Source organism: Pedobacter sp. SYP-B3415 (assembly GCF_004138205.1).
GTDB lineage: Bacteria > Bacteroidota > Bacteroidia > Sphingobacteriales > Sphingobacteriaceae > Pedobacter.
Window position 1 is genome coordinate 1 of record NZ_RXNQ01000031.1, and the last position, 13,581, is coordinate 13,581.

Genomic DNA, 13,581 nt, shown 5'->3' on the forward strand with positions numbered 1-13,581 from the left:
GTTCGTCCATGCGCTATGTTCCTGAGAAAGATAAAAAGGCCGTAATGGCCGACATGAAACCTATCTATCAGGCAAATAACGAACAGCAGGGATATGAAAGACTGCTAGAGTTTGAAGAAAAATGGGGCAAGAAATATCCCCTGAGCTGCAAGTCATGGCTGGACAACTGGGTCAACCTCTCGGCGTTCTTTGAATACGACCAGGTGATCCGAAAGGTCATTTACACCACCAATCCGATTGAAGGCGTACACCGCCAGATCCGTAAAATTACCAAGACCAAAGGGGCTTTCTCTTCTGAACAGGCGCTGATGAAACTCATGTACCTGGTCATTAAAAACATCAGCAAGAAATGGACGATGCCAATCCATAACTGGGGACTGGCATTCTCGCAATTATACATTAAATTTGGTGACAGAATTCTTCAGGAGAACAGAGGCTTCTGAGAGGCGTTAATTTAGAACTGACACAGTTCGCGTTACACTCCCCTAATGATATACTTTCTTATCAACCTCAAGTAGCACGGTACCTAAGTTCTCCTGGTCTGCCTGATTTTGTACAAAAAGAAACTTAAGAGCGGCAGGAACATCCGATAGTTTGACCACCCTATCACTTCGGGAGCCATACACTAGAATGTATGCGCTGACCACAAACTTCGATTCTTTCCTGCCTTTCATCAACTTGTTATAGTCAAGTTTTTTGAGCGCTTCGGTCCCGACAAAGAAAGACCTGACCTGTTCGTTATTTAACTCCGTTGCGACGTTCAGCTTCTTTCTCTGTTTTGTGACGGAAATCACAATTGAGAGGCTGTAAATCGCGGTCGAGTCCTTCATTTTATCGGCAATAATATTATCGCGGACAACCTTCAAGACCATACTCCCTTTAGAATCATAGCTCTCAATCTTTTGAGCGTTAACACTGAAGTTTAAGCAGAAAAGGATCAGTATAGACAAATACAAGAGTCTTACTGGCATATTCCTCCTCCTTTCTCATTGATTTTCAAAACGTAATTTTAAGATAGTTACAGCGTTAGTGCCAATTACAGCGACATACATTGATAGATTTTTAGGCCTCGCTGCTCAACAGGTATTTTCATTTATGACTTTCCAAGATAGCTTAAATATCAATAAAACTGTAACAGCGTTAAGGCTTTCACAATTGTAACATTATCAAAAATAAAAAGTGCCGGGCAAAGCCGGGCACTCCTTGTCCTAAAACTTCCCTCTCAAGCTTTCCATATCCTTCCCAATCTTACTATCCAACACCTTCGCATAAATCTGTGTGGTTCGCAAGCTGGTATGCCCGAGCATCTTTGATACGGTCTCTATTGGTATACCATTTTGCAGCGTTACTGTCGTAGCGAAGGTATGCCTGGCAATGTGCATGGTCAGCACTTTATTGATGTGGCAGCGTTCGGCAATCTCTTTCAGGTATTCATTAAGCTTCTGGTTTGACGTGACCGGAAGCAACTTGTCGCGGCTTTGACAGTAGGGATCATCCTGGTACTTTTCAAGCAGCACCTTCGCCTTTGGCAGCAATGGGATAGCCGAACGTGTTCCGGTTTTTGTCCGGTTGGCAAAGATCCACTGATGACCATCTACACCAGGTTGGATGTTTTTCAGCGACAGCGTGACCACATCGGCATAAGACAATCCGGTGTAACAGCAGAACAGGAACACATCCCTGACTTGGCCCAGGCGGGGGGTGTGAAACTGGATCTGATGGATTCGTTCCAGTTCGTCGGCAGTAAGAAACGGTCTTTCCACGTTTTCAGAGCGCAGCTTGTAGCCCAGCATCGGATCGCGGTCAATCCATTGGTTCATCAGACAGATGCGAATGATCTTACCCAGATTCTTTAAATACTTCACCGTCGTGTTGTTGGCGCAGTCCTGGCTGCTGCGCAGGTAGAACTCAAAGTTACTAATTAGCCGCTGATCCACCTGGCGAATGTCAATGTCTTTGAGTTTTTTAGTGACCAGGAATGCTCGCACATGTGCCTCTAATGCCTTGAAACGGCTCAGGGTACCGATGGCGTATTGCTTACCGACCAACGCCTGCATTTTGTCGTTGTGGTCGGCAATGGCCTCAACAGCGTATGCGTTTCGGGTTTTGGCTTTTCCCGGCCTAAAAATTCGTCCCGCAGGGTTCGGGCAGTCACTTCTTCTTGCTGATCCAGCAAACGCCTGTGGGCTTCATACATGCGTCCTTGCAACTGATCGAGATAGGTGTTGAAAGACTTCGCGTGTTCAGACTTTCCGGTGTGCCTGCCTGTCTTGGTGTTCCAGTGCTTTTCAGAACATACCCGGCCGGTACTCAGTTCCGTCCGCTGACCCTGAACAGTGATACGGAGAAAAATTGGGCCTGAGCCACTTTTTTTAATGTTTTGCTTCTTCATGTAGAAGAGCAGATGGAAATTGATTCGCATAAATGCAATCGATAAAAGGTGAACAAATCGCGTCCCGACCTTCGGGAGCGAGCTGTATCGCGTTCAAGGGGAACCTTTTTGCACGATACAAATATCGATTTGCTACCAATCTCCATCAAGATGTTTAGCTGCAAAAAATGTTGATATACAATGTCTTACAAGCTATTCGGTGGTGCGAAAATCAGCGCAGTTCTGAAGCACCGAATCAGACACCTCAAGGATGCGATTTGGTGCAAATTTTGGCACAGTCCAAAAACAAAAAACCCTGCAGATGATGTCATTTGCAGGGTTCTAAGCCATTTTGAGGTGTTTTTCAGTGATCCCGCTGGGACTCGAACCCAGGACCCCAACATTAAAAGTGTTATGCTCTACCGGCTGAGCTACGGAATCATTTCCCGTTTTTGGGAGTGCAAATATAGATTTATTCTTTTATTAATGCGAAATAAATGTGAAAAGATTTTCGTGCATCCTTTAAAACTCAATTCTTAAACACACAGGAAATGCCCTTTTCATGCCCGCCACGGGGGGAAGCGCTTCGTCATCCCGCGGGAAAAGGCACTTTATCTCGTTTGCATAAATCTCATTTTCAGTTAATTGGTTACAATAAATAAAAAAAACACAAAAATCATTCGGAAATAACATTCTTTGGCTATTATTGAAAAAAATTAAAACAGATAAATATGGAAAAATTCGAGAAAGTGAAAGCACTCGTTGCTTCAATCGAAACCGACGTAGAGAAATTCTATAACGCAGGTAATGCAGCTGCAGGAACCCGTGTTCGTAAAGGCATGCAAGATCTGAAAGTGCTTGCTCAGGAAATCCGTTCTGAAGTTACTGAAAAGAAAAACGCAAAATAATCTTTGTGTCCCCAAAAAGGCCGGTTCGAACAACCGGCCTTTTTTTTTGCCTCTTCCGCCCCCCCACCTCTTCCGTCATTCCCATCTCAGCTTCGCATTTAGCGCTGTCACGTTCACATTATTTCACTACCTTGTAGCGTCATGAATATCAAGAAGCTCATCCTCCAGGGAGAAGGAACGACCCTCGATTTTAAAAAGACCATCACCAGCAATGAAAAGATCGCCAAAAGCCTCGTTGCCTTTGCAAATAACCAGGGCGGAAAACTGCTGGTCGGTGTGGCCGACGATGGCCGGATCAAAGGCCTCAAATCTGAAGATGAAGAACGGTATATGCTTGAAAAATCGGCCAGCCAGTTCTGCCGGCCGGCGGTCGACATTCATTTCGAAGAAGTTTATGTCGATGATAAACTCGTCCTCGTGGCCGACATCCCCGAAAGCGATACCAAACCACATTATGCACTCGACGAGCACGGCAAGTGGTGGGCCTATATCCGTATTCAGGACAAAACGGTCCTGGCCAGCAAAATTATCGTTGATGTGCTCAAACAGTCTTCGCAGCCGCAGGACCAGGTAATCGTTTATTCTGACAATGAGCGCAAACTCCTTACCTACCTCGAAGAAAACGGCCGCATCACCCTCAAACAATTCAGCAAACTGATCCGCGCCTCTTACCGCAAAACGCAAAAAATACTTGTCAGCCTGATCCTGGCCGGTGTGCTCCTGCCCCATACCTCAGAAAAAGAAGAATATTTTACGCAGGCAGCGGGCTTGCAAGCCTCATAAAAAAATGAGTACCGGGTGACAGGGGAATTCGCGATCTTTGTGCCCTTATGATCCCGACTTTATATAATCGCTATAAATCTTATTACAGGGAAAACCTGCACCTCGCGCTGCCTATCGTGGTTTCACAACTAGGGCATACGCTGGTTCACCTGGCCGACAGTGTCATTGTCGGGCACTTTGCCGGCACGGTACAACTGGCTGCCGTCTCGCTTGTGAACAGCGTTTTTATGCTGGTGCTCGTTTTTGGCCTCGGCATCTCAAACGGTTTAACGCCGCTCGTGGCCCGCGAAAACGGCGAGCGGAACCATGAAGAATGCGGAAAACTTCTTTCGGTAAGCCTGATGATCAATATCTTCACCGGGATTCTACTTTATCTTTTTGTACATTTTGGTACGCTGCTCATCATCGATCACCTGGACCAGAGTCCGGAGGTGGTGGCCTATGCAAAACCCTACCTCGGCCTGCTGGGTATCAGCATTATTCCGCTGCTCATCTTTCAAACCCTTAAACAGTTCACCGAAGGACTGGGCTTTACCAAACAGGCCATGATGGTATCGATCTGGGGTAATGTAATTAACGTGATCCTGGGGGTGATCTTCGTAAAGGGCATGTTCGGTATTACCCCGATGGGTGTAACCGGTGTAGGCTGGAGCACGCTGATAGACCGCTGCCTGATGGCGGTGGTGATGTTTACCTATGTGATGCGTTCCAAACACTTCAAAACTTACCTGACCGGTTTCAAACTGGGTCTGATTGAACGTACACGCAGCCTGCGCATCGTGAAGCTGGGTATGCCCGTGGCGCTTCAGTACCTGTTTGAGATCAGCGCATTCAGCGGTGCTGCGATTCTTGCCGGTACGCTGGGCGCGGTTGAACAGGCGGCCCATCAGGTGGCCATCAACCTGGCCTCCATTACCTATATGATGGCCAGCGGTATCGCCGCGGCGGCTACGATTAAGACCGGGACCAATCTCGGCAGGCAGGCCTTTACAGACCTGCGCCGGTCGGCAATTGCCAGCTACCACGTTACCCTGTTATTTATGACCTGTACGGCCCTGATCTTTATGCTGGCCAATACACTCCTGCCCTACGCTTATACTTCAGATATGTCTGTGATTACCATCGCCAGTCAGTTGCTGATTCTTGCGGGTTTTTTCCAGCTGTTTGACGGCACCCAGGTTGTGGGCCTCGGGGTGCTGCGCGGCATCGGCGATGTTAATATCCCCACCGTCATTACCTTTCTCTCCTACTGGGTAGTTGGCATACCGGTTGGTTATCTGCTGGGAATCTATCTGGACTGGGGAATCAGCGGAATATGGTATGGCCTGGTGCTCGGCTTAATTACAGCTTCGATCCTGCTGTTTTTAAGATTTCAAAGCCGCACGAAAAAGTTGCTTCAAGCTTAACTAGATTAATTCTAAATAATTTCTTCCTTTTTGCAGGTTTTTGCGCACTTTTGTGCCGGATTAGACTTTACTTGCATTGAGAAGATTAATTTTTACGCTGTTTTTTCTGATCATCTCTATCTTTTCTTTTGGGCAGCAACGCATAAGCGGCCGTATTTCCGGTCCAAAGGGTGCAATTGCATTTGCTACCGTCACACTGCCTGAATCGGGGCAAACCACCTATGCCGGCGAAAATGGTATGTTCAGCATTTCGGCCCCGGGTCAGGGCAAGGTGCAGCTGCGCATTACGGCAGTGGGCTACAAAACTGTCGATTCGATCATAACGCCAGCTCAACAACTGATCGAGTTCAGCATGCAAACACTCGACCTGAATCTCCGGGAGGTAGAAGTCAACTTTGTAAGAAAGAATGCCTCTTCAAACACATCAATCATTTTCGACCGCCAGGCCATCGAGCAGGTTCAGGCGTTTAGTATTACAGATATTCTCAACAACCTGCCCGGAAAAAAAATAGTTCCGCTTGATTTGCAGGGGCCGACGAATCTCACATTGAGGGGAAACGTTGACGGAGCCGCCGAACGAAACAATGCCATGGGTATCGGCATTGTCGTAGACGGTATTGTTCAAACCAACAACGCAAACATGCAAAGCCGCAACATCGGCACCTTCGGTGTGGGTGGCGGTGTGCTCAATGACTCCCGCAATAACAGGCAATATGATGTTACCTTTGGCGGGATTGACCTGCGCGATATTCCGGCCGATAATATTGAAAGCATTGAGGTTATTCAGGGCATCGCACCGGTTAAGTACGGGGATATGACAGATGGTGCAGTCATCATCAACAGACAGGCTGGCGGTACGCCTTATCAGTTTTCAGCAAGATTTAATGGCGGTTCGACCAATACCTCGCTTTCAAAGGGTTTTGTTCTGAATAAAAAGGCCGGCGCCATCAATGTAAACCTGAATTATCTGCTCAGCAACAACGACCCGCGCGACAAAATGAAAAGTTACAGCCGTCTGAATGGCGGCGTGATGTGGACTTCTTACTTCGCTAAAGGATTGAAAAATAACTTTTCTATAGACCTCAGTGAGAAGTTTGATAACGCAAAGACCGATCCGGATGATGACCGTCTGCGGCGCACGTATTCAAAAGCCCGCTCTGTTCGCGTTGGCAACCGTACAAGTTATACATTTGAACACAGTTACCTTAAATCTATCAATCTGACAATCGGGTTCGACCGGTCTTACAGCGAAAGTTATGCAGATTATTACCTCAACGGAAGTCCGAAAGGCATGGGCGGAAAAGACACCACCGGCACTTATGAAGGTTTTTACATTCCGGGTACCTATACTGCAGTAGACCATATTATTGGCCGGCCGATCAACATAAACGGTGGTCTTGATCTGCTTTCAGGTTTCAGTACCGGCAACATTAAACACGCTGTTAGCCTGGGCTTAAGTTTTTCCCGTTCGTCTAATGCCGGTCAGGGTGTGCTGGCAGATCCCAACCGCCCGCGACTGCCCAACTCGCAGAACCGCAATGAACGTCCCTATAATTTTGAACTGGTCCCCGCCCTTGTAAATACCGGCGCTTATGTGGAGGATCGCTTTAAGCTTAGCCTTTTCGGGAAAACTTTGAACACATCTGCGGGGTTGCGGCTGGACTTTCAGAACGGCTACGCCAGCTTACAGCCCAGGGTAAACACCAACCTGGATCTGGGCAGAGGGATCAGGATCAATGCAGCGTATGGTATAGCCACTAAAGCACCGTCGCTGGCTTACCGTTATCCCGGGCCGACATATATTGACCTGCCGCTTATCGACTATTATACCGGCGATGTAAGGAACAGCCTGTACCTGCTGCACACGTGGCGCCATGTACCGGATAACAGTAACCTGAAGCCAGGACGTTCGCAACAGGCAGAACTGGGTGTGTTGTTAAATAAACCGTTCTTTACCACTTCAATAACTGCATATCATAAGATTAACACCCGCGGTTTTACAACCCAATCCATGTATCATCCGCTTACGGTTGCGCTGTATAATGCCGTACCGAATCCGCAAGGCAAGCCGGGTTACGTTCCCGCGGGCAGAGACAGTATCTGGCCCGGTCTTCAGATTTCTGAAGTTGGAAATCTGGTCGACTCGAAAAATTCCGGTGTCGAATGGCTGGTCAGCACAAAAAAGATAGATGTCATCCAGACAAGTCTATCATTTAACACAGTCTTTGGCTACAGCACCTATAGAAACGCGGGCGAACGCGCATCGGTATCAAATGAAATATTTATCAGGGAAGGCCGGAAAGCCTGGTACGCTATTTACGAGGCAAATTCTTTTGATAAGTGGTCGCTTGTTTCACGTATCAATACGAATACGCACATACCCCGGCTCGGATTGGTCGTATCTGCGCTTATAGATATGACCTGGAAAGACGAGACTAAAACGCTCAGCTCCCGCGTGCCTGTAGCTTATCTGGACAAAAATATGGTTCGGTACCCGATAAGCACTTTTGATCCAGCGAATGCGGATTACGGGCACCTCGGACTGGCGCAGGCCAATGATTCATTTGCGAGCCTGCCCAGGCCTTATGCAAATCTTTCCATGCGGCTGTCTAAAGAATTTAAAAAAAGAATCCGCTTCTCACTCAATGCATACAATGTTCTGAATATACAACCGCGCTATTATGATGACTCAACAAATCAGCTTTACGTATTTAATGAGCCCATCAGTGTAGGTGCCGAATTATCTTTCAAATTTTAAATCATGAGAAAAAATCTATTCTTACTTCTCTTTATTGCTGTAGGTCTTGCAGCCTGTAAAAAGGATCGGACCGGTGACGTGCGACCTGTTAAACTGAACTTAAAACTACAGGTTGAAGCAAGTGCCGCTGCTTATGGCTTTGACCTTTCAAAATCTAAGGTAACGGTACAGAATGTTGAGAACGGGCAATCATTTGAAGCTGCCGCAGATGCCAACGGTAATGTGGTTCTGAACGACATCATGCCGGGTGCATACGATGTGCAGGCAACCCTGACCGTCGCCGCAGCTGCCTATACACAGGCTACCGGAATTACCACCGATGCGGACATTGTATACAATGCCAGCGCAAAGTCGCAGCCGCTTATCAATCTGGAAAACAGCCTTTCACTTGAGCTGAAAACCGGGAGAATTGGCGACTGGTTAATGAAACAAATCTATTATGCCGGTTCAAACGCGCGTGACGGTGCCACCTTTCGCGATTGTTTCGTAGAGATCTACAACAATTCAAACACCGTTTTGTATGCTGACAGCCTTTGTTTTGGTCAGGCTCATGGTATCCCGACCAGGAAAACTGCTATCGACTTTACGAGATCATACATTCTGCCAAGCGGCCAGTTTGACTGGAGCAAATCTGTAGGTATGAACAATACCAAAGCAAACACCGATTATATCTACGCAAGCTCAATGTTCATGATTCCGGGAACGGGCAAACAGCATCCTGTTCAGCCTGGTGCCAGCCTTATCATTGCAGCAACAGCCCTAAATCACAAGGGGGCCTACATTGGCGCTACAGGCACACAAATCACGGTAAGAGATCCCGAATTAACCGTTGATCTGAGCGGTGCTGATTTTGAAGTGTATGTAGGCGATCAACCGGGTGTGAATCCATTGAATTCAGACATTAACAATCCGAATGTTCCAAATTTAACCGTAATCTTACGTGGCGACCGTGACCTGATCTTTGATGCAACAGGCCGCGATTCTTATTTCCTTGCGAAAGCGCCTCAGAACATTGCTACATTTGGAAAATTTGCTACACCTGATATCACCAGTGTAACTGCAGACACCAAGCTATATCTTCAGATTCCGCATGCTGTTGTCCTTGATGCAGTAGAGGTTCAGCCCCCGCTTGCTAACAACCAGTTTCCGCAACGTTTACAGGCTAATCTTGATGCCGGATTTACGTTTGTATCAAAAGGACAGTACTCATCACAGTCGCTGATTCGCAAAACGGCAAAAACAATAAACGGCCGCCGCGTACTGCAGGATACGAATAACTCGAAAAATGACTTTACAGAATTAGACAAAGCCGACCCGTCAAAAAACGCATTTAAGTAATTGAAATTTCTTTATATCATCTTGTTATTGATCCTGTCGGCCGGTGGTTTTGCACAAACCCCGGCTGACAGTATTTATCTGAATCCGCTGGCTTTGCGTCAGTACGGGTACCAGACATCAAATATTGCCGGACTGGCTAATTTCCGGGATACCTCAACAGCTACGATCGATGTGGGCTATGGCCTTACGCAGGGTTCTTTCAGAAAGGCACAGCAGCCGTTTCGTGACCAGCAGGCGCTGCTCGGTATTCAGGGAATTAACACGTTTAAGCGGTTTCGAACATTTGGAAAAATCCGCCTTACGCGAAGTTATCAGGATAGCCTTGCCTGGAGTGCGAAAGGCACCGAAGATTTTGAGCAGCCATACTATTATGGATCAATCAAACCCGGACCTTTTGAGCGTACCGCATATCATTTATCCGGTATGCTTCTGTATGCATTGGTTCCGGGAAAACTGAATATCGGCTCTGGTATTGACTATGATTTCAAAACTTCGACCAGATCGGTTGATCCGCGTCCGGAGGTAAACGCATTTTCGCTTAAATTACGCCCGCAGCTTAGTTATCAGCTGGGTAACAGTGTACTTTACGCGGGCGCAATCTGGGGTTACGGCGATGAACAGAACATTCTTACGTTCAAAAGTATTACCTATCGCGGAAGCGCTGCCTATCCCGACAGGGTCAATTACCTGATGCAGGGCTATGGCCTCATTGCCATCCGCCAGGGGAACCAGGATTTCCGCCGAAGGCTGCGCAACACCGGCGCCGAAGCAGGTTACATTTTTACAGGTGCACATTTGTCTTTAATGGGTTCACTATGCTATGAACAGCGGGCCGAAACCAATATGATCAGACTTGAGCGGTCAACAGCTACGGCAGATATCGGTCGCTTCGACATGGACAAAATTGACGCCCGGCTTATCATGACGCACACCGGCGGGCGGTTAAACCATCAGTTGGAGGTTACTGCCATTGCCGAGAATGGACAGGATTTCAACATTACAAAAGGCGGGTCAAACTATTACTATGACAGAACGCAGGCTGCCCTGAATTATTCGGTGCAGATGCAGGGAACGGCAATGTTTGTTCCTGATTTCGGATTATCATTTGCCTACCTTGCAACCGCGCATGAAGACATCGTCAGTTCCCATCTGGTCGATTATACCAGGCTTGAGGCGGGCATCCGGGCCGGCGTACTTGGTCGGCTCAAACGCGGGGAAAGACTTCGGGCGGATCTGGGCGGACGCTTCGGCTGGTCCCCCGATAACAGTATGAGCGTTCCGGGTTCCCAGGAAACAGCTTTTAGCCGCGGTGTAGTTTATCCTGACTTTGCCTATGCCACCAGCGGCAACTTCTCTGTTGATTTCGGACTTCAAATTGTTACCGGCCGCATCGTTCCCGGACTGCGTACCGGTTTTTCATTCAACGGATCTTATCTTTCGAAATGGAAGCAGACATACAAGCCACTTAATGCGGCAACCAACCCTGGCAAAGACCGTTTTTTCAGCAATTTCAGTATAAATCTGTATTTTTAAGCCATGAAAAGGGTTTTTGCCGCTTTACTGCTCTCATTCTCCGTCCTTGCATTTATTTCTTTTCGCGGCAGTGAACACCGCGATGATGATCCGATCCCGGTCGATTCGCTGCGTAAGCTGTATTCTGGTCCGTCGAAGTTCTGGCCCAAAGCCAACGTAGACCCTGGTGTAAAGTTTGAAGAGCTCGCTCCCCTCCTGCCTTCGCCGGTCAGCCTGAAGATTGATTCGATCGTAAAAATTGTCGAACTGGGCAAGACCCTCTTTTTTGATCCGCGCCTTTCAGGATCAAACCAGATCTCCTGCTCAAGCTGTCATGTGCCCGACCTGAACTGGGCAGACGGCCGCCAGGTTTCTGTAGGTCATGACCACCAACCGAATAAACGTAATGCGCCATCTTTAGAAAACGTGTGGTATGCAGACAGGCTGTTCTGGGATGGCCGTGCGGGTGCCCTTGAAGATCAGGCCGAAAGTCCGATCGCGGCACATAACGAGATGCATCAGGATGTAAAGGAGCTTGCTAAGAAGATTGGAAAAATAAAAGGTTATCAACCCTATTTCCAGGCAGCCTTTGGTTCAGCGAAGATTACGAATAAACGCATTTTTGAAAGCCTCGCGCTTTTCCAGCGGACGATTGTAAGCCGCCGTACCGATTTCGACCGGTTTATTACCGGCACAAAAAATGCGCTGACCGATGAACAGGTTGTTGGCTTACACCTTTTCCGTACCAAAGCCCGCTGTATCAATTGCCACAATGGTCCGATGTTTACTGATAAACAGTTCCACAACCTCGGACTTACCTATTATGGCCGCAAGTATGAGGACCTCGGACTTTACGACATCACCAAAAAAGCGGAAGATGTTGGCCGGTTCAAAACGCCGGGACTGCGTAACGTGATGCGTACCGCCCCGTGGTTCCATAATGGTTTATTTCCAAACATGGACGGCGTGCTGAACATGTACAATATCGGTATGCCTGTGCAGCGGGTGCGCCCTGAGCAGGAAAACGATCCGCTCCTTCCTAAGAATGACAAACTGCTTCGCGGCCTGCGTCTAAGCAACAGCGAGAAAAATGCAATCGTTGCTTTCCTTAGCTCGCTCAATTCGATCCCGGTCGTGGTGCGCATGGAGAAGTTGCCGAAATAGTCTGAGGATTCCCACCACGGGTCATTAAGTCTGGGCACAGAACCCTTTCAGCCGCCGGGGCCGCTGCCCATGCCCCACGCCGTCATCCCCAAGCGCGTTTACGCAATCCCTTTCCTCCGGAATCGCAACGGCGAGGGATCTCCTGCGACGAATCAGTACCGGCCGTTTTTCTGATATCTTCTCAAGACAAGTAATACTATCACAAAAGATTATGCAACTGGTGGCGCACAATCACAAGCTAAAGCGATCGAAAAGCGGGATCCCTCCGCGCTCCGCTGGCGTTCGGGATGACGACGGGGGAGCGCAGAACCCCGCAATGCGAGTAAAGAAAAAAGAACCAAGATGAAAGACCACGGCGCCTAACCCCTCAAACGCCCTAACCGGCTGGGGAATTCTGCTGTCTCAGGACTCATATCTCACATCTCATATCTGGCAATGGCCCCCATCTAACTACTATGTACTTACTACGAACTACTAATTAAACCTACTTCCTCGCCGCCATCTGCACCATTTTATGCGCCAGGTCTTTGCCAAGAAAACGGTCGATAATGCCATGCACCACATAAAGAATCGGTGTCATGAGAATAGCAATGACAAACTTATAGGTATAGTTTACCAACCCGATCGCCGCCACCATCTTCCAGGTGTAGTCATACTGCGGGTTTAAATAAAAAGCGATAAAAATAACGACGAAACTGTCTATGAGCTGCGATACCAGTGTAGACCCGGTGGCGCGCAGCCACAGCGCTCTTTCGCCCGTTAGCCGTTTAATCCGGTGAAAGATCAGTACATCGGCGAACTGCCCAACCAGAAAAGCAACAATCGACCCCACAATGATCCACATTCCCTGGCCGAAAATGCCCGCAAATGCCCTGTTCATGTCGACTGCCTTTCCGTCTATCTGCTGGTTCACCCAGAAATCTGCGGGGGCCAGTTTCATCGCACCACCGACCACAAAAAACGCATAGGCGATCAGGATCGATGTAAGGACAGAGAGATACCGCACCTGCTTTACGCCAAAGTACTCGTTGATGATATCGGTCATGATAAAAATAACGGGCCAGGTGAGTACACCTGCCGACATGACAAATGAGAGGTTTTTTACGCCGAAGAGGTTCAGATCAAATTTTTCAAAACCCAGAGTCTCCTCGACAGAAAACAGTTTTACGCCTATAAACTCAGAAAGAATGGCGTTGGCAACCAGGATGCCGCCAAGGATGAGGAGCAGCCTGCTCTCTTTGGTTTTAAATGTCATAGCTATGAATGGTTAGTAAAAATAAGAAACAAATCGGGAAAAATCAGTACCCGCTGTCTGGTTGTCGGCATGTCCGGAGCGTGGTT

At 47.9% G+C, this 13,581-nt stretch carries 12 protein-coding genes and 1 tRNA gene; 8 read left to right on the forward strand and 5 right to left on the reverse strand.

Translation table 11 applies throughout. The features are described 5' to 3' along the window. Positions 1 to 443: transposase (locus EJV45_RS10370; protein ID WP_165305032.1), on the forward strand; the 443-nt coding region annotated here is incomplete at its 5' end. A gap of 42 nt (positions 444 to 485) precedes the next feature. Here EJV45_RS10370 and EJV45_RS10375 read toward each other — a convergent pair. The 4 genes from EJV45_RS10375 to EJV45_RS10385 all read right to left on the reverse strand — a co-directional run bounded on the left by EJV45_RS10375 (position 486) and on the right by EJV45_RS10385 (position 2,812). Beyond that, on the reverse strand, positions 486 to 830 hold the full coding sequence (locus EJV45_RS10375; RefSeq protein ID WP_129715614.1) for a hypothetical protein: 345 nt from the start codon (positions 828 to 830) through the stop codon (positions 486 to 488). A 378-nt stretch (positions 831 to 1,208) separates the two neighbouring features. Further along, complete coding sequence (locus EJV45_RS10380) at positions 1,209 to 2,057, reverse strand: site-specific integrase (RefSeq protein WP_240755250.1); 849 nt, start codon at positions 2,055 to 2,057, stop codon at positions 1,209 to 1,211. Further along, positions 2,015 to 2,392 (reverse strand): Arm DNA-binding domain-containing protein, encoded by a 378-nt coding sequence (locus EJV45_RS19640; RefSeq protein ID WP_240755251.1) that lies wholly within the window; start codon positions 2,390 to 2,392, stop codon positions 2,015 to 2,017. Before EJV45_RS19640 ends, EJV45_RS10380 begins: the two co-directional genes overlap by 43 nt. A gap of 347 nt (positions 2,393 to 2,739) precedes the next feature. Next, a tRNA-Lys gene (locus EJV45_RS10385) sits at positions 2,740 to 2,812 on the reverse strand. Between the two features lie 290 nt (positions 2,813 to 3,102). On the opposite strand from EJV45_RS10385, the gene EJV45_RS10390 reads away from it, so the two are divergent. The 7 genes from EJV45_RS10390 (at position 3,103) to EJV45_RS10420 (ending at position 12,240) form a co-directional block, all read left to right on the forward strand. After that, entirely contained in the window at positions 3,103 to 3,279 is a 177-nt protein-coding gene (locus EJV45_RS10390; RefSeq protein WP_129715615.1) for a histone H1, read from the forward strand. A gap of 141 nt (positions 3,280 to 3,420) precedes the next feature. Beyond that, a complete protein-coding gene (locus tag EJV45_RS10395; protein ID WP_129715616.1) occupies positions 3,421 to 4,062 on the forward strand; it encodes a helix-turn-helix domain-containing protein in 642 nt (213 codons plus the stop codon). Between the two features lie 47 nt (positions 4,063 to 4,109). Further along, positions 4,110 to 5,468: an MATE family efflux transporter gene (locus EJV45_RS10400; protein WP_129715617.1), complete on the forward strand. Its 1,359-nt coding sequence runs from the start codon at positions 4,110 to 4,112 to the stop codon at positions 5,466 to 5,468. A 76-nt stretch (positions 5,469 to 5,544) separates the two neighbouring features. After that, positions 5,545 to 8,226, forward strand: a complete 2,682-nt coding sequence (locus tag EJV45_RS10405) for a carboxypeptidase-like regulatory domain-containing protein (RefSeq protein ID WP_129715618.1) — start codon at positions 5,545 to 5,547, stop codon at positions 8,224 to 8,226. Between the two features lie 3 nt (positions 8,227 to 8,229). After that, entirely contained in the window at positions 8,230 to 9,564 is a 1,335-nt protein-coding gene (locus EJV45_RS10410) for a DUF4876 domain-containing protein (RefSeq protein WP_129715619.1), read from the forward strand. Further along, positions 9,565 to 11,097 carry a DUF6850 family outer membrane beta-barrel protein gene (locus EJV45_RS10415; RefSeq protein ID WP_129715620.1) on the forward strand — a complete coding sequence of 511 codons (1,533 nt, stop codon included), beginning with the start codon at positions 9,565 to 9,567 and terminating at the stop codon, positions 11,095 to 11,097. Between the two features lie 3 nt (positions 11,098 to 11,100). After that, entirely contained in the window at positions 11,101 to 12,240 is a 1,140-nt protein-coding gene (locus tag EJV45_RS10420) for a cytochrome-c peroxidase (RefSeq protein ID WP_129715621.1), read from the forward strand. A 484-nt stretch (positions 12,241 to 12,724) separates the two neighbouring features. Here EJV45_RS10420 and EJV45_RS10425 read toward each other — a convergent pair whose 3' ends face one another. Further along, positions 12,725 to 13,495: a queuosine precursor transporter gene (locus EJV45_RS10425; RefSeq protein ID WP_129715622.1), complete on the reverse strand. Its 771-nt coding sequence runs from the start codon at positions 13,493 to 13,495 to the stop codon at positions 12,725 to 12,727. Positions 13,496 to 13,581 lie beyond the last annotated feature (86 nt).